The organism is Luteimonas viscosa (assembly GCF_008244685.1).
Classification (GTDB): Bacteria; Pseudomonadota; Gammaproteobacteria; order Xanthomonadales; family Xanthomonadaceae; genus Luteimonas; species Luteimonas viscosa.
The window spans coordinates 2,714,797-2,734,681 of record NZ_VTFT01000001.1 but is presented as its reverse complement, the minus strand read 5'-3'; the positions used below and the strand labels follow the sequence as shown (position 1 = coordinate 2,734,681).

General features: G+C 71.3%; 23 protein-coding genes. 19 read left to right on the top strand and 4 right to left on the bottom strand.

Annotation, left to right across the window (positions count from 1 at the left end; translation table 11 throughout):
• Positions 1–91 precede the first annotated feature (91 nt).
• The 4 genes from purM to FZO89_RS12010 all read left to right on the top strand — a co-directional run bounded on the left by purM (position 92) and on the right by FZO89_RS12010 (position 3,456).
• Positions 92–1,147, top strand: a complete 1,056-nt coding sequence (gene purM, locus FZO89_RS12025) for a phosphoribosylformylglycinamidine cyclo-ligase (RefSeq protein WP_149103479.1) — start codon at positions 92–94, stop codon at positions 1,145–1,147.
• Between the two features lie 131 nt (positions 1,148–1,278).
• Entirely contained in the window at positions 1,279–1,923 is a 645-nt protein-coding gene (purN, locus tag FZO89_RS12020; RefSeq protein ID WP_262378714.1) for a phosphoribosylglycinamide formyltransferase, read from the top strand.
• A gap of 10 nt (positions 1,924–1,933) precedes the next feature.
• Positions 1,934–2,737 carry a DUF3108 domain-containing protein gene (locus tag FZO89_RS12015; protein ID WP_149103477.1) on the top strand — a complete coding sequence of 268 codons (804 nt, stop codon included), beginning with the start codon at positions 1,934–1,936 and terminating at the stop codon, positions 2,735–2,737.
• 17 nt (positions 2,738–2,754) lie between these two features.
• Positions 2,755–3,456 carry a DUF3108 domain-containing protein gene (locus tag FZO89_RS12010; RefSeq protein WP_149103476.1) on the top strand — a complete coding sequence of 234 codons (702 nt, stop codon included), beginning with the start codon at positions 2,755–2,757 and terminating at the stop codon, positions 3,454–3,456.
• A gap of 147 nt (positions 3,457–3,603) precedes the next feature.
• Here FZO89_RS12010 and FZO89_RS12005 read toward each other — a convergent pair whose 3' ends face one another.
• The 3 genes from FZO89_RS12005 to FZO89_RS11995 are packed head-to-tail and all read right to left on the bottom strand — an operon-like array spanning position 3,604 to position 5,439.
• On the bottom strand, positions 3,604–3,933 hold the full coding sequence (locus FZO89_RS12005; RefSeq protein WP_149103475.1) for an EF-hand domain-containing protein: 330 nt from the start codon (positions 3,931–3,933) through the stop codon (positions 3,604–3,606).
• Between the two features lie 10 nt (positions 3,934–3,943).
• Positions 3,944–5,203 carry a UDP-N-acetylglucosamine 1-carboxyvinyltransferase gene (gene murA / locus FZO89_RS12000; protein WP_149103474.1) on the bottom strand — a complete coding sequence of 420 codons (1,260 nt, stop codon included), beginning with the start codon at positions 5,201–5,203 and terminating at the stop codon, positions 3,944–3,946.
• Positions 5,203–5,439: a BolA family protein gene (locus FZO89_RS11995; protein WP_149103473.1), complete on the bottom strand. Its 237-nt coding sequence runs from the start codon at positions 5,437–5,439 to the stop codon at positions 5,203–5,205. Before FZO89_RS11995 ends, murA begins: the two co-directional genes overlap by 1 nt.
• A 122-nt stretch (positions 5,440–5,561) precedes the next feature.
• Here FZO89_RS11995 and FZO89_RS11990 point away from each other — a divergent pair, with 122 nt between their 5' ends.
• From FZO89_RS11990 to FZO89_RS11920, 15 genes are all read left to right on the top strand, one after another.
• The gene (locus tag FZO89_RS11990) at positions 5,562–6,572 is read left to right on the top strand and encodes a KpsF/GutQ family sugar-phosphate isomerase (protein WP_149103472.1); all 1,011 of its coding nucleotides are present in this window, start codon (positions 5,562–5,564) and stop codon (positions 6,570–6,572) included.
• A 96-nt stretch (positions 6,573–6,668) separates the two neighbouring features.
• Positions 6,669–7,214 (top strand): KdsC family phosphatase, encoded by a 546-nt coding sequence (locus FZO89_RS11985; protein WP_149103471.1) that lies wholly within the window; start codon positions 6,669–6,671, stop codon positions 7,212–7,214.
• The gene (gene lptC, locus FZO89_RS11980) at positions 7,211–7,771 is read left to right on the top strand and encodes an LPS export ABC transporter periplasmic protein LptC (RefSeq protein ID WP_149103470.1); all 561 of its coding nucleotides are present in this window, start codon (positions 7,211–7,213) and stop codon (positions 7,769–7,771) included. The genes FZO89_RS11985 and lptC overlap by 4 nt, the downstream gene beginning before the upstream one ends.
• On the top strand, positions 7,752–8,288 hold the full coding sequence (gene lptA / locus FZO89_RS11975) for a lipopolysaccharide transport periplasmic protein LptA (protein WP_149103469.1): 537 nt from the start codon (positions 7,752–7,754) through the stop codon (positions 8,286–8,288). The genes lptC and lptA overlap by 20 nt, the downstream gene beginning before the upstream one ends.
• Positions 8,288–9,007 (top strand): LPS export ABC transporter ATP-binding protein, encoded by a 720-nt coding sequence (lptB, locus tag FZO89_RS11970; RefSeq protein WP_149103468.1) that lies wholly within the window; start codon positions 8,288–8,290, stop codon positions 9,005–9,007. The genes lptA and lptB overlap by 1 nt, the downstream gene beginning before the upstream one ends.
• A 32-nt stretch (positions 9,008–9,039) precedes the next feature.
• Complete coding sequence (locus FZO89_RS11965; protein WP_149103467.1) at positions 9,040–10,509, top strand: RNA polymerase factor sigma-54; 1,470 nt, start codon at positions 9,040–9,042, stop codon at positions 10,507–10,509.
• A gap of 127 nt (positions 10,510–10,636) precedes the next feature.
• Positions 10,637–10,963, top strand: a complete 327-nt coding sequence (gene hpf / locus FZO89_RS11960; protein ID WP_149103466.1) for a ribosome hibernation-promoting factor, HPF/YfiA family — start codon at positions 10,637–10,639, stop codon at positions 10,961–10,963.
• Positions 10,964–10,982: 19 nt separating this feature from the next.
• Positions 10,983–11,450 (top strand): PTS sugar transporter subunit IIA, encoded by a 468-nt coding sequence (locus tag FZO89_RS11955; RefSeq protein WP_187471136.1) that lies wholly within the window; start codon positions 10,983–10,985, stop codon positions 11,448–11,450.
• Positions 11,451–11,460: 10 nt separating this feature from the next.
• Positions 11,461–12,429 (top strand): HPr(Ser) kinase/phosphatase, encoded by a 969-nt coding sequence (hprK, locus tag FZO89_RS11950; protein WP_149103464.1) that lies wholly within the window; start codon positions 11,461–11,463, stop codon positions 12,427–12,429.
• Complete coding sequence (gene rapZ, locus FZO89_RS11945; RefSeq protein ID WP_149103463.1) at positions 12,426–13,331, top strand: RNase adapter RapZ; 906 nt, start codon at positions 12,426–12,428, stop codon at positions 13,329–13,331. The genes hprK and rapZ overlap by 4 nt, the downstream gene beginning before the upstream one ends.
• A gap of 107 nt (positions 13,332–13,438) precedes the next feature.
• On the top strand, positions 13,439–13,834 hold the full coding sequence (locus FZO89_RS11940) for a PTS sugar transporter subunit IIA (RefSeq protein ID WP_149103462.1): 396 nt from the start codon (positions 13,439–13,441) through the stop codon (positions 13,832–13,834).
• Positions 13,835–13,842: 8 nt separating this feature from the next.
• A complete protein-coding gene (locus FZO89_RS11935) occupies positions 13,843–14,112 on the top strand; it encodes an HPr family phosphocarrier protein (RefSeq protein ID WP_149103461.1) in 270 nt (89 codons plus the stop codon).
• Positions 14,113–14,275: 163 nt separating this feature from the next.
• On the top strand, positions 14,276–16,003 hold the full coding sequence (gene ptsP, locus FZO89_RS11930) for a phosphoenolpyruvate--protein phosphotransferase (protein ID WP_149103460.1): 1,728 nt from the start codon (positions 14,276–14,278) through the stop codon (positions 16,001–16,003).
• Between the two features lie 175 nt (positions 16,004–16,178).
• A complete protein-coding gene (mgtE, locus tag FZO89_RS11925; RefSeq protein ID WP_149103459.1) occupies positions 16,179–17,540 on the top strand; it encodes a magnesium transporter in 1,362 nt (453 codons plus the stop codon).
• Between the two features lie 19 nt (positions 17,541–17,559).
• Positions 17,560–18,363 carry a carboxylesterase family protein gene (locus FZO89_RS11920; protein ID WP_149103458.1) on the top strand — a complete coding sequence of 268 codons (804 nt, stop codon included), beginning with the start codon at positions 17,560–17,562 and terminating at the stop codon, positions 18,361–18,363.
• 552 nt (positions 18,364–18,915) lie between these two features.
• Here FZO89_RS11920 and FZO89_RS11915 read toward each other — a convergent pair.
• Positions 18,916–19,848: an aspartate carbamoyltransferase catalytic subunit gene (locus FZO89_RS11915; protein WP_149103457.1), complete on the bottom strand. Its 933-nt coding sequence runs from the start codon at positions 19,846–19,848 to the stop codon at positions 18,916–18,918.
• Positions 19,849–19,885 lie beyond the last annotated feature (37 nt).

Here is a 19,885-nt window from a genome sequence, read left to right as displayed (position 1 = left end):
GACGCCGCCACCGCCGCAGGTGTGACCGCGCCGCGGGCCGGCGCCGGCCGGCTGCTAGAATCGCGGGCCGACCGGCCTTCCGCGAGCATCCGTGACCACCCCCCCTCCCGGCCCGCACGGCCTGACCTATCGCGACGCCGGCGTCGACATCGACGCGGGCAACGAGGTCGTCGAACGCATCAAGCCGCTGGTCCGGCGCAGCCTGCGCCCGGAGGTGATGGGCGGCCTCGGCGGCTTCGGCGCGCTGTTCGACCTGTCGGGCAAGTACCGCGAGCCGGTGCTGGTCTCGGGCACCGATGGCGTCGGCACCAAGCTCAAGCTCGCCCAGCAGCTCGGTCGCCACGACACCATCGGCATCGACCTGGTCGCGATGTGCGTGAACGACGTGCTGGTGCAGGGCGCCGAGCCGCTGTTCTTCCTCGACTATTTCGCCACCGGCAAGCTCGACGTGGAGACCACGGTGGCGGTGGTCGGCGGCATCGCCAGGGGCTGCGAGCTGTCCGGCTGCGCGCTGATCGGCGGCGAGACCGCGGAAATGCCCGACATGTATCCGCCGGGCGAATACGACCTGGCGGGGTTCTGCGTGGCCGGGGTGGAGAAGTCGGAACTGCGCGACGGCTCCGCCGTGCGCGAAGGCGACGTGCTGCTCGGCATCGCCTCCAGCGGCCCGCATTCCAACGGCTATTCGCTGATCCGCCGGATCTACGACCGCGCCGGCCGCCCGGCCGGACTCGACGTCGGCGGCGTGGCGCTGGCCGACGCGCTGATGGCGCCGACGCGGCTGTACGTCAAGCCGATCCTGGAACTGCTGCGCGGCACGCACGGGCCGGCGATCCACGGCATGGCCCACATCACCGGCGGCGGCCTGACCGAGAACATCATCCGCGTGGTGCCCGAGGGGCTCGGCCTCGACATCGATGCGTCGTCGTGGCAGTTGCCGCCGGTGTTCGAATGGCTGCAGCGCGAGGGCAACGTCGCCCGCGAGGAAATGTGGCGCACGTTCAACTGCGGCATCGGCTTCGTGCTGCTGGCCGACCGCGACGCGGTCGCCGGCCTCGGCGGCGAGCTCGCGCGACTCGGCCTCGCCCACTGGCGGATCGGCGAAGTCGTCCCCGCGCGCGAAGGCGAGCGCGTGCGCATCGGCTGACAGCGGGGCCGGGAATGGGGAATCGGGACCCGGGAGTGGGCGAGGATGCCGCATCGGCGCGCGCCTCGGTGTCCGGCGCGCGGGATGCCGGCGATCTCCCGCCACCCGTCCCGAATACTCCGACATATCGCATCGCGATCCTCGCGTCCGGACGCGGCAGCAACCTGCAGGCGGTCCTCGACGCGATCGCGACCGGCACCCTGGACGCGACCGTCGCCGGCGTGTTCTCCGACCGGACCGGGGCGCCCGCGCTGCAACGCGCGCGCGCGGCCGGCGTACACGCCCAGGCGCTGTCGCCGCGCGACTACCCTTCCCGCGCCGCGTTCGACCAGGCGCTGTTCGCCCGGGTCGACGCGGTGGCGCCGGACCTGATCGTCTGCGCCGGCTACATGCGCCTGATCGACGCCGCCGCCCTCGCGTCGCGGGCCGGCCGCATCATCAACATCCACCCGTCGCTGCTGCCCGCGTTCAAGGGACTGCACACCCATCGCCAGGCGTTGCGGGCGGGCGTGGCCGAGCACGGGGCGAGCGTGCATTTCGTCACCCCGGACCTGGATGGCGGCCCGGTGATCGCGCAGGCCCGCGTGCCGGTCGAACCGGGCGACACCGAGACCAGCCTCGCCGCGCGGGTGCTGGCCCGCGAGCATCCGCTGCTGGTGGCGAGCCTGCGCCTGTTCGCGCAGGCGCGGGTGGCCCTGCATGAAGACCGCGTTCACGTCGATGCACGCGCGCTGACCGCGGCGCTTCAGCTGTCGTGCAACGACGCCTTTGCATGATGTCGGGCTTATGCGCCTGACCCCTTCCCTGCTTTCCGCATGCTTCGCCGCGACCGCCCTGGTTGCCACGGGCGCTTCCGTGCCTGCGCATGCCCTGGCCCTCCAGGCCACCGAGGCCACCGAGGCCACGCAGGCACCGACGCCAGCGTCCGGTTCTGCGTTGCAGCCATTCCTCGCCACCTACGAGGCGTGGTACGGCGGCAAGCCCGCGGGCAACGCGACCATGGAGGTGGTCCGGGACGACGCGGCCGCGCGCTGGCGCATCGACCTGGGCATCCGCGGCAACCGCGGGCTGGCCGGGATCGCGGGACTGAACCTTGAACAGAGCACCGTGTTCGACGAGGCCAACGGCATCTACCGGCCGTTGTCGCAGAGCACCGTGCGCAAGGCCGCGTTCTTCTTCAATCGCAAGGTCACCGGAACCTACGACTGGCATGCGAATACCGCGCGGTGGACGGGCGACCTCGACAGGGATCGCCGTGCCCCGCTGCCGATCCGCTACGGCGACATGAGCGGGCTGCTGATCAACCTCGCGGTGATCCGCGATGCGCAGCCGGGCAGGAGCCTGCAGTACCGCTTCGTCGACGGTGGCCGGGCGCGCGACTATGCCTACCAGGTCGCCGCCCGGACCGAAACGGTGACCGTGGCCGAACTGAGTTACGAGGCGCTGCGGGTCGAACGCACCAACGGCGGCAACGACGAGACCATCTTCTGGATCGCCGACGGGGTGCCGACCCCGGTCCGCATCCTGCAGCGCGAGGATGGCGAGGACGCCATCGACCTGCGCCTGGTCGAATACCAGACCGCACAATGAGAACGAGGATTGCCCCCATGCTCCGAACCCGTTTCCGTACTCCCGCGATCGCAGCCCTGCTCGCGCTCGCCAGCGCGCCGCTGGCCGCGATCGAGCCCTTCACCGCCGATTACGGCGCCCAGTACATGGGCATGCAGGCCGACGGCCGCATGACCCTGGCGCCGGCGGGCGACAACCGCTGGAAGTACAGCCTCGAGGTCACCGGCGCCGGGGCGCGGCTGGCGCAGAGCACGGTGTTCGAGGCCACGGGCGGGCAGTGGCGCCCGCTGTCGGGCAACGATTCGCAGGGCGGCGAATCCGGGCTCGCGGCGATGCTGGTCAAGAAGCGTTCGGTCAACGCCACCTACGACTGGGACAGCGGCAAGGCCACCTGGGACGGCGACGTCAAGCCTGACCGTCGCGGACCGGTGAAGCTGCAGGCCGGCGACGTCGACGGCATGCTGATGAACCTCGCGCTGGTGCGCGACTTCAAGGCCGGCAAGCCGCTGAGCTACCGTCTGGTCGAGGACGGGCGGGTCAAGCGCCAGGCCTTCAGGCCGGCGGGCACCGAGGACATTTCGGTGGCCGGCAAGACCCGCAAGGCGACCAAGGTCACCTGGAAGGACGACAATCGCAGCATCACCGCCTGGATCGTCGACGATCTGCCGGTGCCTGCGCGCATCCTGCAGCAGCGCGACGGCCGCGACCATATCGACCTGCAGCTGAAGTCGCTGCACTGACCCTGCGTGCCACGCAGGCGGCGACGGCGCAGGCCGTCGTCGTGCGGTCCTCCCGACCCGGCGTAATCGCTGACCGCGTTCGGAACGCGGGCGAGTCCATGAGGCGGCGGTCGAGGAACGGCGGCAGCCACCTGCCAGGCAGCAGTCTTATTGCGGCGTCGAACCCTTCCCGCCGTCTTCCCCGAACTCGACCCGGCATTCCACCCGGAACGGCGCCTCGCGATCGCGCAGGCGCACGTAGCGGCGACAGGTGCGCGGGCCGTCGCGGGTCTCGTCGACCGCGATGATCGTGTAGCCCTGCAGGATTTCGGCGCGGCTGGCCACGCCGTCGTCGTTCCAGTCCATGCCCTCGGGCGCGGTGCCGTTGAAGCCGGCGATGCCCATCAGGCGCAGGACCAGCATCGCCACCAGCACCAGCACCACGACCGCCAGCAGCACCTTGCGCCTGGGCGGGAAGCGCGACTTCGTCTTGTTCACGCGCGCCACCTCACGACACCCGCCGGATCCGCGCGCCCAGCCCCGACAGCTTGCGCTCGATGCGCTCGTAGCCGCGGTCGAGGTGGTAGATGCGGTCGATGGTGGTCTCGCCCTCGGCGACGAGGCCCGCCAGGATCAGCGAAGCCGATGCCCGCAGGTCGGTCGCCATCACCGGCGCCCCGCTGAGCCGGGCGACGCCGGTCACCGTGGCGCGATGGCCGTCGATCTGGATATCGGCACCCAGGCGCATCAGCTCGTTGACGTGCATGAAGCGGTTCTCGAAGATCCGCTCGTCGATCGTGCCCGCGCCCTCGGCGACACAGTCCAGGGCCATGAACTGCGCCTGCATGTCGGTCGGGAAGCCCGGGTGCGGCTCGGTGACGATGTCGACCGCGCGCGGCCGGCGGCCGCGCATGTCGACTCCGACGCGATCGCCGTCGATGCTCACCTCCGCACCGGCCTCGCGCAGCTTCGCGAGCACCGCTTCGAGCGTGTCCGGCCGCGCATGCGTGGCGATCACGTGGCCGCCGGTGATCGCGCCGGCCACCAGGAAGGTGCCGGTCTCGATCCGGTCGGCGATCACGTCGTGGCGCGCGCCGTGCAGCGCGTCGACCCCGTGCACGAGGATGCGCGAGGTACCGGCGCCCTCGATCCGCGCGCCCATCGCCGAGAGGCAGGCGGCCAGGTCGACGATCTCCGGCTCGCGCGCTGCGTTCTCGATCGTGGTGGTGCCCTCGGCGAGGGTCGCCGCCATCAGCACGTTCTCGGTCGCGCCCACGCTGACCATCGGGAACTGCACGTGGCCCCCGCGCAGCCGTCCCGCGCGCGCCTTGATGAAGCCGTGCTCGACCACGATCTCGGCGCCCAGCGCCTCCAGCGCCCTGATATGCAGGTCGACCGGACGCGAACCGATCGCGCAGCCGCCCGGCAGCGAGACTTCCGCCGCACCATGCTTCGCCAGCAGCGGCCCGAGCACGAGCACCGAGGCGCGCATGGTCCGCACCAGTTCGTAGGGCGCCAGGTGGCTGTCGACGGTGCGTGGGTCGACACGCACGATCCCGCCTTCGATGTCGTGTCCGATGCCCGCGCCGAGGCCGCCCAGCAGGCGCGCGGTGGTGCGCACGTCGTGCAGGTGCGGCACGTTGCCGATCTCCATCGGTGCATCGGCCAGCAGGGTCGCGCACAGGATCGGCAGCACCGCGTTCTTGGCGCCGGAAATCCGGACCTCTCCCTCCAGCGGCACCCCACCGGTGACGACGATCTTGTCCATCAGCCGCGTGCCGCTTCGTCGGGCGTGAGGGTCTTCAGGGCGAGCGCGTGGATCTCGCCGCCCATGCGCTCGCCGAGCGTGGCGTACACCATGCGGTGACGGGCCAACGGCAGTTTCCCGGCGAAGGCCTCGGACACGACCAAGGCTTCGAAATGCACGCCGTCGTCGCCGGAGACCTCGACACGGGCGCCGGGCAGTCCCTGCAGGATCAGATCGCGGATGAAATCGGGGTTCAAGGGGGATTTCCTGCTGAAGCGGGCATGAGCCCGGCGCCGGCCGCGTGGAACGGGCGGGCCTTTTGCGCCGGGAAGCGCCTAAAATGAACGGATTAGGTTAACGGAAAGCCGGTCCACCGGATATGGCCACGCACGGAACATCGCCCCGCGAAGCACCCGCCGCAGAACCGGCCCTCGCCGCCAGTGGCCGGCGCGTGTTCGAGGTGGAGATGCGAGGCCTGGAGGCCGTCTGCGCGCGCATCGACGGCGCGTTCTCCCGGGCCTGCGAGCGGATCCTCGGCGCGCAGGGGCGCGTGGTGTGCACCGGCATGGGCAAGTCCGGCCACGTCGCGCGCAAGATCGCGGCCACGCTCGCCTCCACCGGCACCCCGGCGTTCTACATGCACCCGGGCGAGGCCGGCCATGGCGACCTGGGCATGGTCACCGATGCGGACATCCTGCTGGCGGTGTCGTATTCGGGCGAGACCGACGAGATCCTGATGCTGCTGCCCGTGCTCAAGCGCCAGGGCAACGCCATGCTGGCGATGACCGGCCGGCCAGGGTCGGCGCTGGCGCAGGCGGCCGATGTGCACCTGGACATCAGCGTGCCGGAGGAAGCCTGCCCGCTGCACCTCGCACCGACCGCCAGCACCACCGCGGCGATGGCGATGGGCGATGCGCTGGCGGTCGCGCTGCTCGAGGCGCGCGGCTTCACCGCCGACGATTTCGCGCGCTCGCACCCGGCCGGCGCGCTCGGCCGGCGCCTGCTGCTGCACATCGCCGACGTGATGCACACCGGCGACGACGTGCCGCGCGTGCCCGCCGACGCCTCGCTCGGCGAGGCGCTGCTGGAGATGAGCCGCAAGCGCCTGGGCGTGACCGCGGTGGTGGACGATGCCGGGCGGCTGCTGGGATTGTTCACCGACGGCGACCTGCGCCGCACCCTCGGAGACCGGCGGGTGGACGTGCATGCCACGGCGATCGGCGACGTGATGACCCGCGACCCGGTCACCATCGGCAGCGACGCGCTCGCGGTCGAGGCCGCGCGGCTGATGGAAACCCGCAAGATCAACGCCCTGCTGGTGCTGGACCGGGACCGCCGCGTGGTGGGCGCGCTCAACGTCCACGACCTGCTGCGGGCACGGGTGGTATGACCCGTTCCCCGATGGGCGAACCCTGATTCGCCGCAGGTAAAGGCAGGATGCGGTTTCCTGACCTCTCCCGCCTTCCCCCTTCCGGACACTCCCCACGTGCCCCACGCCACCCCCGCCTATCCCGACGAGCTCGTCGCCCGCGCCGCGAAGACCCGCCTGGTCGGTTTCGACGTCGACGGCACGCTGACGGACGGGCGCCTGTGGTTCGACGAGGACGGGCGCGAATCCAAGGCCTTCCAGGTGCTCGACGGCCAGGGCCTGGTGCAACTGCGCAGGGCCGGGATCGCCGTGGCCTTCATCACCGCCCGCAACAGCCTGGTCGCCGCCAACCGCGCACGCGAGCTGGGCGCCGAACCCCACGTCGACTGCAAGGACAAGCTCGCCTGCCTGGCGGGGATCGCCGCGCGCATGGAACTGTCCATGGACGAGGTGGCGTTCATGGGCGACGACCTGCCCGACCTGGACGTGCTGCGCGGGGTCGGCTTCGCCGTCGCGCCGGCGAACGTGCACCACTGGTTGCGCGGTGAGGTGCACTGGGTCACGCCCTCGCGCGGCGGCGAGGGCGCGGCGCGCGAATTGTGCGACCTGATCCTGCACGCGCAGGGCCGCGTCGATGCGCTGCTCGACGGACGCCGCCGATGAACTGGCGGCTCGCGGTCATGCTGCTCCTGCTCGCCGGCGCGCTGCTGAGCGGCTGGTTCGCCTGGCGCTCGCACCAGCCGGAGGCCCCGGAGGCGTCGACCGAGGCGCGCTCGGACTTCATCCTGCGCGATTTCGAGGTGGTGACCCTGGACAGCGACGGCCGGGAGTCGTTCTCGCTGCGCGCGCCGGAACTGCGGCAGACGCCCGGCGCCCGCACGCTGGAGCTGGTGACGCCGCTGTTCCTGATGCCCGACGAGCACGGCAGCCGCTGGGAAGTGCGCTCGAAGACCGGCTGGGTCAACGAGAAGAGCACCCTGGTGAAACTGCGTGGCGACGTGGTCGCCGACAGCCCGGTCGGCGCGAGCCGTCCGACCGTGCTGCGGACCGAACAGCTCGACATCCGGCCCGAGGACAACCGCGCCACGTCCAGGGCCGTCGTGACCATCACAAGCCCCGGCACTACAATGCGCGGTACCGGGATGGAGGCCGATCTGGCCAGCAAGCGCATCCAGCTCCTGTCCAGAGTGAGCCTGACCAATGACCCGACACGCCGCTGAGCTCGTCCTGGCGATCGCCGCCGCCTGCTGCGCGGGCGCCGCGCTGGGCAAATCCTCCGACCGCCAGCAGACCATGCAGGTGGAGGCCAACAAGAGCGACTGCACGGTCACCGACTCCGGCCCCTGCGTGCTCACCGGCAACGTCCACATCGTGCAGGGCTCGCTGGTGATCGATGCCGCGCGCGCCGACATCCGCCAGGGCGACGGCGACATCCAGAGCGCGAAGCTGAGCGGCTCGCCGGTGCGGCTGAAGCAGCAGATGGACAACGGCGGGACCATGAACGCCACCGCCGCCCGGGTCGACTACGACCTGCAGCAGGACACCGTGGTGTTCATCGGCGGCGCGGTGGTCCAGCAACCCGGCCGCGGCAGCATCGCCGGCGAACGCATCGTCTACAACATGCGTACCGGCCAGGTGCAGGGCGGCGGCGGCGGCGACGAAGGGCGCGTGACCCTGCAGTTCGAGCCGCGCAACCGCGCGCCGGCGGCCGAGGCCGACACGGAAGAGCAGGACTGATGCTCGTCGCCGAGGGGTTGCGCAAGCGCTACCGCCAGCGCGAGGTCGTGCGCGACTTCGGGCTGACCCTGGATGCCGGCGAGGTGGTCGGCCTGCTCGGCCCGAACGGCGCCGGCAAGACCACCTGCTTCTACATGATCGTCGGCCTGGTGCCGGCCGACGAGGGCCGGATCGTGCTCGACGGCCGCGACATCACCGCCGAACCCATGCACCAGCGCGCCAGGCGCGGCGTCGGCTACCTGCCGCAGGAACCCTCGGTGTTCCGCAAGCTCAGCGTCTCCGACAACATCATGCTGGTGCTGGAGCTGCGCGAGGACCTGGACCGCGCCGGCCGCCGCCGGGAACTCGACGGGCTGCTCGACGAATTGCAGATCACCCATGTCGCCGACCAGATCGGCGCCAGCCTTTCCGGCGGCGAGCGGCGGCGGGTCGAGATCGCCCGTGCGCTGGCGGCGCGGCCGCGGCTGATCCTGCTCGACGAACCGTTCGCCGGCGTCGATCCGATCTCGGTGGTGGAGATCCAGCGCATCGTCGAGCACCTCAAGCAGCGCGGCATCGGGGTGCTGATCACCGACCACAATGTGCGCGAAACCTTGGGCATTTGCGACAGGGCGTATATCCTCAACGAGGGAAGCGTGCTCGCGCAGGGGGCTCCGGACATGCTTCTCGCCAATCCCGACGTGCGCCGGGTCTACCTCGGAGAGTCCTTCCGTCTGTAGCCGTGCACGTCGTCCAGGGGATCCGCGGGACGATGAAGCCACGCCTCCAGACATCGCTGGGTCAACACCTCGTCCTGACGCCGCAACTGCGCCAGGCGCTGCACCTGCTGCAACTGCCGGCGATCGAGCTGGAAGCCGAGATCGCAGCTGCGGTCGAAAGCAACCCCCTGCTGGACTGGGCGGAGGACGCGCCGGCGCTCGCGATCGACGGCAAGCCGGCGGCGGGCGAAACGCATGCCGCCGGGGACGGGGATGCGCACGGGGACCGGGACGCCACCCGCGACGAGCGCGGCAACGGCGAGGACTGGGAGCGACCAGAGGACGGCTGGCAGGAGGGCGGCGGCTTCGAGTACACCGGGTCCGGCGGCCGTGGCGACGACGACGAGAGCGACCCGGCCAGCCGCATGGTGCAGTCCGAGACCCTGCGCGACCATCTGTGCTGGCAGTTGCACCTGGGCCACCTGTCGCCGCGCGACCGCCGTATCGGCGCCGCCCTGATCGACGCGATCGAGGACGACGGCTACCTGCGCGCGCCCTTCAGCGAGATCGCCGCGGCCCTCGACCCGGAGCCCGCGCCGGGCGACGACGAGATCCTCGCGGTGCTGCGCCAGATCCAGCGCATGGACCCGGTCGGGGTCGGCGCCCGCGACCTTGCCGAATGCCTGTGGATCCAGCTCGACACCCTGCCGCCCGACACACCCGGTCGCGCGCTGGCGCTGACCATCGCCACGACCCTGATCGACCGGCTGCCCAAGCTCGGCGCACGCGGCGTGTGCGACCAGCTGGGCTGCAGCGCGGACGAGGCCGACACCGCCCTGCACCTGCTGCGCTCGATGGACCCGCGCCCGGGCTCCCAGGTCGGCGACGTGCCGGCGGACAGCTACGTCGTGCCCGACTGCGTGATCGTCCGGCGCAACGGCCTGTGGCAGGCGATGCTGGCCACCAGCTCGCTGCCGAGGCTGACCATCCACCAGGCCTACGAACGCATGATCCAGACCACCGCGGGCGACGATGCCGGATATCTCAAGGGTCGCCTGCAGGAGGCGCGCTGGCTGCTGAAGAACCTGGAGGCACGCGGCGAGACCCTGCTCAAGGTGGTGCGCTGCCTGATCCGCCAGCAGTCCGGCTTCCTCGAGTTCGGCGCGCGTGCGCTGCGGCCGCTGACCCTGCGCGAGGTCGCGGCCGAGATCGGCATGCACGAATCGACGGTCTCGCGCGCGGTGGCGCGCAAGTACGTGCACACGCCCCGCGGCACGCTGGCGCTGCGCGACTTCTTCGCCTCGGGCATCGACACCGACGGCGGCGGCGAGGCTTCGAGCGTCGCGATCCAGCAGATGATCCGCGGTCTGATCGAGGCCGAGGACCCGCGCAAACCGCTGTCCGACGCGCGCCTGGCGGAGTCGCTGAAGGCCTCCGGGGTGCCGGTCGCGCGACGCACCGTGGCCAAGTACCGCGAGGCCCTGCACATCGCCGCGTCGCACGAACGCATAAGAATCGATTGAAGCGCGTTCCGTGCGCCATGTCCATGATCCGGACGCTCGCCGGCCCCGCGCGCCTGCGTTAACCTGTTTTCAACCCGCAGCGACCCGTTTCGGGCGATGCTGGAGTCCCCCAGACAGGAGGCAGCGCATGCAGATCGAGACCTACGGCCACGACATCGACGTGACACCCGCCCTGCGCGAGTACGTGGACAGCAAGCTGCAGCGCCTGTCGCGCCACCTCGACCGTCCGTTCGAGGTGCGCGTGCAACTCAGCCTCGACAAGCCCAACCACAAGGCCGAGGCCAACCTCGTCCTGGCCGGCAAGGCGCTGCACGCCGACGCCAGCGCGATCGACATGTATGCCGCGATCGACCTGCTGGCCGACAAGCTCGACCGCCTGCTGATCAAGCACCGCAAGAAGCAGGTTGACCACCACCGCGGCGAGAATGCCGCCCGCGACGGCAGCTTCGGCTGAGCACGAGGCGCCCCACCCCATGCCCTGGACCGACCTGCTGAGCGCGGACCGCATCGTGATGCTGGTCGATCCGGGCAGCCCCGCGCAGGTGCTCGACGCCGCCGCGCGCCTGCTGTCCGATGGTTCGCCGGCCTCGACCCGCGTGCTGGCCGACGCCCTGCGCCAGCGCGAGCGCCTCGGCAGCACCGGCATCGGCCACGGCGTGGCGATCCCGCACGCGCGCAGCTCGGCGTTCCACGCGCCGCGCGGCGCGTTCCTGCGGCTGGGGCGGCCGGTCGACTTCGGCGCGCGCGACGGCGAGCCCGTCGACCTGGTGTTCGCGATGAGCGCCACCGACGACATGCCCGAGCAGCACCTGCATTACCTGGCCGGTGTCGCCGAGCGCTTCGCCGACCCCGGGTTCCGCGACCGCCTGCGCATGGCGCGCAGCCTCGAACGACTGCGCCGGGTGCTTCTGGCCCCCGCGCCGGCCGCGAACGCCGCGTGAGCCGTCGCCGGTGAACCAGAGCCTGACCGCCCTCGACCTGTTCGAGCAGCAGCACGAACGCCTGCACCTGCGCTGGCTGGCCGGCCAGCAGGGGCAGTCGCGGGTGCTCGAGTCGGTGGAGACCAATGCCCGCCGTCCGTCGCTGGCCGGCTACCTCAACATCATCTATCCCAACAAGGTGCAGATCCTCGGCACCGAGGAACTGCACTGGCTCGACGGGCTCGACTCGCGGCTGCGCTGGGAAACCATCGAGCGCGTGATCCAGTACCGGCCGCTGGCGCTGGTGATCAGCAAGAACCAGCCGTGTCCGGAAGACCTGCGCCGCGCCGCCGAGGAAACCCAGACGCCGCTGTGGACCTCGCCCAAGCGCGGCCACGAACTGCTCAACCACCTGCAGTACCACCTGGCGCGCGCGCTGGCGCCACGGGTCACGCTGCACGGCGTGTTCATGGAGGTCTACTCGATCGGGGTGCTGATCACCGGCGAGTCGGGTTCGGGCAAGAGCGAGCTGGCGCTGGAGCTGATCACCCGTGGCCACCGCCTGGTGGCCGACGACGCGCCCGAGTTCACCCAGATCGCGCCCGACGTGCTCGACGGCACCTGCCCCGACCTGCTGCAGGACCTGCTGGAGCTGCGCGGACTGGGCGTACTCAACATCCGCCAGATGTTCGGCGACACCGCGGTCAAGCGGAACAAGTACCTGCGCCTGATCGTGCACCTGAGCCGGCCCAACGCCGAGCCGCAGTTGCACGAGGACGGCATGGTGCGGCTCACCGGCGACCTCGGCCTGCGCCGCGTGCTCGACCTCGACGTGCCGATGATCACCCTGCCGGTGATGCCCGGCCGCAACCTGGCGGTGCTGACCGAGGCCGCCACGCGCACCCACATCCTGCGCGCCAAGGGCATCGACCCGGCCGCGGCGTTCCTCGCGCGCCACTCCCACTTCCTCGAAAGCGGCGAGGAGTCGACGGCGCCATGAACGCCCGCGCGCAACCCTCGGCCAACGACGCCGGCGGCCGGCCCGCCGCCTCGCTGCTGATCGTCACCGGCATGTCCGGCGGCGGCAAGACGGTCGCGCTCAACACCTTCGAGGACCTCGGCTTCTACTGCGTCGACAACCTGCCGGCGGAACTGCTGCCCGAATTCGTGCGCGCCGCGACCCACACCGACCGCGCCGAGCAGAAGCTCGCGGTCGGCATCGACATGCGCAACCGCGGCGACCTCGCCAGCCTGCCGGAGTGGCTGTCGGCGGTGGGGGCGATGGGACTGGATCCGCAACTGGTGTTCTTCGACGCCACCGACGCGATCCTGCTCAAGCGCTACGCCGAGAGCCGGCGGAGGCATCCGCTGACCCACCTGGGGCTGGCGCTGGCCGATGCGATCGCGCTCGAACGCCAGGCGCTCAAGCCGCTGCGCGCGCTGGCCGACATGGTCGTCGACACCAGCGAGCTCAACGTCCACCAGCTGCGGCACCGGGTGATCACCGAACTCGGGCTGGGCCAGGATTCGTCCCTGTCGCTGCTGTTCGAGTCCTTCGCCTACCGGCGCGGCCTGCCCGCCGACGCCGACTTCGTGTTCGACGCGCGCAGCCTGCCCAACCCGCACTGGGACCCGCGGCTCAAGCCGCTGTCGGGACGCGACGCCGCGGTACGCGCCTACCTGGAGGCACGGGCCGAGGTCAACGAGTACGTGGCCCAGGTGTCGGCGTTCCTCGACACCTGGTTGCCGCGGATGCAGTCGGGCACCCGCAGCTACGTGACCGTCGCGTTCGGATGCACCGGCGGCCGCCACCGCTCCGTCTACCTCGCCGAAACGCTCGCCGAGCACGCGCGCGAACGCGGCTGGACCGAGGTGGCCACGTTCCACCGCGAGCTGGACTGACTCCCTCGGCCGCGCTCGCGCGCTGCGCCGGCGCGGCGGGCACCGGATGCGGGTCGCCTGGCGGTCGTCGCTAACCGGGTGTCACCGCCGTCTGCTAAGTTGGCGGCATGGCCGTCGGCATCCTCCTTCTCACCCACTCGGGCATCGGCAGCGCGATCGTCGCGGTGGCCACGGGCATGCTGCGCGGCAACCTGCCGCTGCGGCTGGAATCGTTCGAGGTGCCGTTCGAGGCCGACCCGGACGCCCTGCTGCCGCAGGCCAGCGCCGCGATGCGCCGGGTGGACGGCGGCGACGGCGTGCTGATCCTGACCGACCTCTACGGCGCCAGCCCGAGCAACCTCGCCGCCCGCCTGTCCAGACTGGGCACACCGTCACGCCGCGTCTCCGCACTGAGCTTGCCGATGCTGCTGCGGGTGATGAATTATGCTGAACTCCCCCTCGAGGAACTCCCCGCCATCGCCGCCGCGGGCGCGCGAAACGGGGTGATCCTCGGCGACGCCTGAGGCCGATGATGACCGAACGCGAACTGCTCATCGCCAACAAGCTCGGCCTGCACGCGCGCGCCACCGCCAAGCTGGTCCAGGTCCTGTCGGGGTATCGCAGCAACGCGACCCTGGTCGCCAAGGGCCGCGAGGTCAACGCCAAGAGCATCATGGGGGTGATGCTGCTCGCCGCCGGGTACGGCACCAGCGTGGTGCTGCGCATCGAGGGCGAGGACGAAGCCGCCGCGATGGAGGCCGCGGCCGCGCTGTTCGAACGCAAATTCGACGAGGGCGGCTAGGGACCGCCAGCGCCATCGGGATCGCCCACGCGAACGGCCGTGCGTGGCAAGGAAGGATGAGGAAAGTATGTCGCTACATGCCCGAACGATGACGCGGTTGCAGCTGCGTCCGGTTGCGGTCCGCCGCAACCCGGCCGGTTCCGACCCCGGCGGCCGGCCCTAGATGCGGCACCCCCTCGCCGGCCATGGCGCATCGCGGGGCAATGCCCTCGGACGTGCCCGGGTCCGGCTGCCGCATGCGTTGGAAGTCGCCGAGGAACACGTCGCCGCCGACGCGGTCGAGGCGGAGCTGCGGCGGCTGCATACCGCGATCGACGCGGTGCGGGTGGAAATGCGCAACATGCGCGAACGCCTGCACGGCGCGCTCGCGCACGAGGTCGGCGAGTTCCTCGACCTGCACACCCTGCTGCTCGACGATCCGGAGCTGCTGCAGGGCCTCGACGACCTGGTCCGCAAGGGCCGCTACGGCGCCGACTACGCCCTGCGCCTGCAGCGCGACCGGCTGGCGGCGGTGTTCGAGGGCATGGACGATCCCTACTTCCGCAGCCGCGTCGAGGACATCGACCACGTCATCGGCCGGGTGCACGCGATGCTGCACAAGCGCGAGGCCGACCTGCAGGGAGTGGCCGGCGAGATCCTGGTCACCGACACCGTCGCGCCCGCGGAGCTGAGCCAGCTGCAGGCACAGGGGGTGATGGCGGTGGTCACCGCCGGCGGCAGCGCGCTGTCGCACAGCGCCATCCTCGCGCGCAGCCTGCACCTGCCGCTGGTGGTCGGCGCCCCGCTCGCGCTGCAGCAGGTCAACGACGGCGACGTGCTGCTGGTGGACGGCGGCAGCGGCCAGATCATCGTCGAGCCCAATGCCGCCGACCTGCGCGACTATCGCGCCCGCGTACGCGAGGAAAAGCGCGAGCGCAAGCAGTTGCATCGGCTGCGTCGGGAACCCTCGCGCACGCTCGACGGCGTCGACATCCGGCTCTGGGCCAATGCCGAGTCGCGCGAGGACGTGACCAGCGCGCACGCGCTCGGCGCAGCCGGCGTCGGCCTGTACCGCACCGAGTTCCTGTTCCTGCAGCGCAGCGAGCTGCCGGACGAGGAGGAACAGTTCCGCGCCTACCGCGACGTGGTGCTGGGCATGACCGGGCGCGCGGTGACCATCCGCACCATGGACATCGGCGCCGACAAGGCCGATCGCACCGGCCTGGCGCTGAGCGACGAACCCAATCCCGCGCTCGGGCTGCGCGGCGTGCGCCTGTCGCTGGCGCGCGCGGACGTGTTCGAGACCCAGTTGCGCGCGATCCTGCGCGCCTCCGGCTACGGTCCACTGCGGGTCCTGGTGCCGATGATCAGCGGCCGCGAGGAGGTGGTCGCAGTCGCCTCCCTGCTCAGGCGCATTGCCCGCGACCTGCGCAGCGAAGGCCACGAGATCGCCGAGCACGTGCCGTTCGGCGCGATGATCGAGGTCCCCGCGGCGGCGCTGGCGCTGCCCTGTTTCATCGGCGACGTCGATTTCATCTCGATCGGCACCAACGACCTGACCCAGTACCTGCTCGCCGCCGACCGCGGCAACGATGCCCTGGGCGAACTCTATTCGCCGCTGCACCCGGCCATGCTCAGGCTGCTGCACCAGGTCATACGCACCGCGCGCACGCGCGGCAAGCCGGTCGCCGTGTGCGGCGAGATGGCCGGCGACGCGCTGCTGACGCCGCTGCTGCTGGCGCTGGGGCTGGAGGAGTTCAGCCTGCATCCGGCGACGATGCTGGAAGTACGGCGCGCGGTCCGCGCGCAGCGGCTCGACGCGCTGCGCGCGTCGGCGTCGGCCCTGCTGCGTTGCCGAGACCGCGAGGCGATCCTGCGCTGGCTGCAACGCGTGCCACCGGCAGCGTCCTAGCCGCCCCCTGCTGCCCGATGCCTGGTGCGTCCGCCTGGCGGCGCATGTGCGCCATCGCCTCACGGGGCGACGCGAGGGTGGGCATCGACCGGCCGGCGGGCGATAATGCGCGCATGAACGCCTGATCCGCCGCGTCTTCCGGCGCGGCAGCCCTTCGCCCACCGGAGCCGCGCGCATGGCCGAAGCCGTCCGCCACGACAAGACCGCGCGCCAGCTGCGCCTGCTGTCGGACGCGCTCGACAGCGGCCGCCTGGGCCCGGTGCGGCGCCTGGTCAACACCCTGGCGCCTGCCGAGATCGGCAACCTGCTCGAATCGCTGCCGCCCGACAAGCGCATGGTCGTGTGGGGCCTGGTCGATCCGGAGGACGACGGCGAGGTGCTGGTGCACGTCGGCGACGAGGTGCGCGAAAGCCTGATCGCGGACATGGACCAGGACGAGCTGGTCGCCGCGGCGTCGGACCTCGACATCGACGACCTCGCCGACCTGGTCGAGGACCTGCCCGACGCGGTGATCGACGAGCTGCTGCGCTCGATGGACCGCGACAACCGCGAGCGCCTCGAGCAGGTGCTGTCCTATCCCGAGGACACCGCCGGGCGCCTGATGAACCCGGACGTGGTGACGGTGCGCGCCGACACCACGGTCGACGTGGTGCTGCGCTTCCTGCGCCTGCGCGGCGAACTGCCCGACCATACCGACCATCTGTACGTGGTCAACCGCCGCCACCAGCTGATCGGCTGGGTGGCGCTGCAGGACCTGGTCACCCGCGACCCGGGCACGCCGATCAACCGGCTGATGGACGACGAGCTCGAATCGCTGCACGTCGACGCCTCGGCCGAACAGGTCGCGCGCCAGTTCTCCGACAACGACTGGGTCTCCGCGCCGGTGGTCGACGACGGCAACGTGCTGCTCGGCCGCATCACCGTCGACGACGTGGTCGACATCATCCGCGAGCAGGCCGAGCACCAGGCGCTGGGCGCCGCCGGCCTGGACGAGGACGAGGACCTGTTCTCGCCGATCCGGCGCGCCGTGCGCGGACGCGTGGTGTGGCTGGGCATCAACCTGCTCACCGCGTTCCTGGCCGCCGGCGTGATCGGCCAGTTCGACGCCACCATCGAGCAGATCGTCGCCCTCGCGGTGCTGATGCCGATCGTCGCCGGTATCGGCGGCAATGCGGCGGTGCAGGTGCTGACGCTGATGGTGCGCGGCATCGCGCTGGGCCAGGTGGGCGCCAGCAACGCCGGCATCCTGCTGTGGAAGGAGCTGCGCGTGGCGCTGATCAACGGCCTGCTGATCGGCGGCCTGGTCGGCCTGGTCGCCCTGTTGTGGTTCCGCTCCTGGTCGCTGTCGCTGGTGATCGCCGCCGCGCTGGTGATCAACTTCTGCTCGGCCGCCCTGGCCGGCGTACTGCTGCCGCTGCTGCTCAAGCGCATGCGCGTCGACCCGGCGGTCGCCGGCACGGTGGTGGTGACGGCGGTCACCGACGTGATCGGGTTCTTCAGCTTCCTCGGACTGGCCACGGTTATCCTGCTGCACTGATGCCAACCGGAGCACGCCCATGCGCCTGGGTACCCTCGGAGGTCTGATGCTGGCCGCCATGCTCGCCGGCTGCGCTTCTGCGCCACAGCGCGGGGAGCGGGGCGAATTCTTCGAGCGCGAACTGGCGGTCGACGGCCGCGTGCATCGCTACCAGGTCTTCGTGCCGGCACGCGCGGCCGCGCCGGGCAAGGCGCCGGTGGTCCTGTTCCTGCACGGCTCCGGCGAGCGCGGCGACGACAACCGGCGCCAGGTCGCGGTCGGGCTGGGACCCTACGTGCGGTCCCGGGCCGAAGATTTCCCGGCGATCGTCGTGTTCCCGCAGGCCCCGGAAGATAGCGAGTGGAACCAGCTCGCCGATGTCGCGTTCGCGCAGCTCGACGCGGCGACGCGCGAGTTCGGCGGCGATCCCGACCGCACCTACCTGACCGGACTGTCGATGGGCGGCTACGGCGCCTGGGAACTGGCGTTGCGCCAGTCCTACCGCTTCGCGGCGGTGGTACCCGTCTGCGGCGGGCTGGTGCATCCGCGGCGGCCGTCGATGGCGGTCACCGGGCTTGCCGATGAGGTCGATCCCTATGCCGCGGTGGCGCAGCGGCTGCGCGGGATGCCGGTCTGGATCTTCCACGGGGCACAGGACGACCTGGTGCCACCGGAGTATTCGCGGCGGCTCGACGCCGCGTTCCGCGCCGCCGGTGCGGCCGACGTGCGCTACACCGAATTTCCCGATGCCAACCACAACAGCTGGGACCCGGCCTATGCCACGCCGGAACTGTGGGCCTGGCTGTTCGCGCAGCGGCAACCGAACGCAATGCGATTGAAATAGGGTTCTTCTCCCATGTGGGGGAGAAGTGATCTGCGATGGAGAACTCCCCGTCCGGACTTCCGATCGCCGCCGCGCCTTGGCGCCCGGGGATCGCTTTCCGCCCGGTCAGGGCCGCTGTGCGGCCCGGCCCGGCGCAGAGCGCCGTGCGTTCGCGCGGATGCGCAGCGTGCCGCGCGAGCGACCCACGCTCACCCTGCCCTGACTCGCGCGCAGAACATCCATTTTTTGCTTGGCGCGCTCCCCGGGCGCCAGGACGCGGCTCGTAGTGGCTTTGGCCGCGCAGCGGTCTGACAGATCCGAGTAGCAACCCCGGCCCGGAACGACCCCGGCAGCAAGCCCGGGTCCAATCTCCGGGAACTTGGCCCGGCCCCCTCACGTGGGAGAAGAACCTGAAATAGGCGCGGAGTCGGCCGGTCGGGCGTCCGCGTTCACGACGCATGGATGGAACCCGGCGGCGGCCTCAGCCTGCACCCGTGCCGACCGGTCCCGCGTTGCTGGATGCAGCGACGTGCTCGCGCAACGCGCGCCGCGGATCCGCCAGCCCTGGCTTGGTCAGGCGAGCAGCGCCTCCAGCACCGCCATCCGCACCGCCACGCCGTTCGCCACCTGCCGCAGGACCAGCGACTGCGCGCCGTCGGCGACCTCGTCGGTGATCTCGACGCCGCGGTTCATCGGCCCGGGATGCAGCACCACGGCGGCGGGCGAAGCGCGTCGCAGGCGTTCGCGGGTCAGGCCGTAGTCGCGATGGTAGTCGTCGAGCGAGGCGACCAGGCCTTCCTCCATGCGCTCTCGCTGCAGGCGCAGCATCATCACCGCGTCGACGCCGTCGAGCGCCGCGTCGAGGTCGTGGCTGACGATGCAGCCCTCCAGCGTGGCGTCGGCGGGCAGCAGCGCGGCCGGGCCGCAGACCCGGATCTCGCCGGCACCGAGGGTGCGCAACGCGTGCAGGTCCGAGCGCGCGACCCGCGAATGGCGGAGGTCGCCGACGATCAGGAAGCGACGCGGGGAAAAATCCTCGCCCAGCGCCTGGCGCAGGGTCAGCATGTCGAGCAGGCCCTGGGTGGGATGCGCGCTGCGGCCGTCGCCTGCATTGACCAGCGCGGTCCCGGGGTTGGCCGCGGCGGCGAGATCCGCCACCTCGCCGTCGATCGAGTGGCGCACCACGAAGCCCCGCACGCCCATCGCCTCGATGTTCTTCAGGGTGTCGCGCGCGGTTTCGCCCTTGGTGGTCGACGAAGTCGCGGCGTCGAAGCCGAGTACGTCGGCGCCGAGCCGCTGGCTGGCGCGCTGGAAGCTCAGGCGTGTGCGCGTGGACGGTTCGAAGAACAGGGTACAGACCGCGCTCCCGGCCAGGGCGCCGCGCGCGTCGGCGCCTCCGGCGAAGCCGTCGGCGCGTTCCAGCAGCGCGCACAGGGTCGCGCGCGGCAGGCCTTCGAGGGTGAGGAGGTGGCGCAGGCGGCCGTCGGCATCGAGCTGGTCGGTCATGGCCGTATTGTCGGGCAAATCGCCCCCGTCGTAGCAG

Excerpts from the sequence above, each read along its gene's own strand:
- FZO89_RS12015 (WP_149103477.1), top strand. The coding sequence starts at position 1,934 with ATGCGCCTGACCCCTTCCCTGCTTTCCGCATGCTTCGCCGCGACCGCC.
- FZO89_RS12010 (WP_149103476.1), top strand. The coding sequence starts at position 2,755 with ATGCTCCGAACCCGTTTCCGTACTCCCGCGATCGCAGCCCTGCTCGCG.
- murA (WP_149103474.1), bottom strand. The coding sequence starts at position 5,203 with ATGGACAAGATCGTCGTCACCGGTGGGGTGCCGCTGGAGGGAGAGGTC.
- FZO89_RS11990 (WP_149103472.1), top strand. The coding sequence starts at position 5,562 with ATGGCCACGCACGGAACATCGCCCCGCGAAGCACCCGCCGCAGAACCG.
- lptC (WP_149103470.1), top strand. The coding sequence starts at position 7,211 with ATGAACTGGCGGCTCGCGGTCATGCTGCTCCTGCTCGCCGGCGCGCTG.
- lptA (WP_149103469.1), top strand. The coding sequence starts at position 7,752 with ATGACCCGACACGCCGCTGAGCTCGTCCTGGCGATCGCCGCCGCCTGC.
- lptB (WP_149103468.1), top strand. The coding sequence starts at position 8,288 with ATGCTCGTCGCCGAGGGGTTGCGCAAGCGCTACCGCCAGCGCGAGGTC.
- FZO89_RS11965 (WP_149103467.1), top strand. The coding sequence starts at position 9,040 with ATGAAGCCACGCCTCCAGACATCGCTGGGTCAACACCTCGTCCTGACG.
- hpf (WP_149103466.1), top strand. The coding sequence starts at position 10,637 with ATGCAGATCGAGACCTACGGCCACGACATCGACGTGACACCCGCCCTG.
- FZO89_RS11955 (WP_187471136.1), top strand. The coding sequence starts at position 10,983 with ATGCCCTGGACCGACCTGCTGAGCGCGGACCGCATCGTGATGCTGGTC.
- rapZ (WP_149103463.1), top strand. The coding sequence starts at position 12,426 with ATGAACGCCCGCGCGCAACCCTCGGCCAACGACGCCGGCGGCCGGCCC.
- FZO89_RS11940 (WP_149103462.1), top strand. The coding sequence starts at position 13,439 with ATGGCCGTCGGCATCCTCCTTCTCACCCACTCGGGCATCGGCAGCGCG.
- FZO89_RS11935 (WP_149103461.1), top strand. The coding sequence starts at position 13,843 with ATGACCGAACGCGAACTGCTCATCGCCAACAAGCTCGGCCTGCACGCG.
- ptsP (WP_149103460.1), top strand. The coding sequence starts at position 14,276 with ATGCGGCACCCCCTCGCCGGCCATGGCGCATCGCGGGGCAATGCCCTC.
- mgtE (WP_149103459.1), top strand. The coding sequence starts at position 16,179 with ATGGCCGAAGCCGTCCGCCACGACAAGACCGCGCGCCAGCTGCGCCTG.
- FZO89_RS11920 (WP_149103458.1), top strand. The coding sequence starts at position 17,560 with ATGCGCCTGGGTACCCTCGGAGGTCTGATGCTGGCCGCCATGCTCGCC.
- FZO89_RS11915 (WP_149103457.1), bottom strand. The coding sequence starts at position 19,848 with ATGACCGACCAGCTCGATGCCGACGGCCGCCTGCGCCACCTCCTCACC.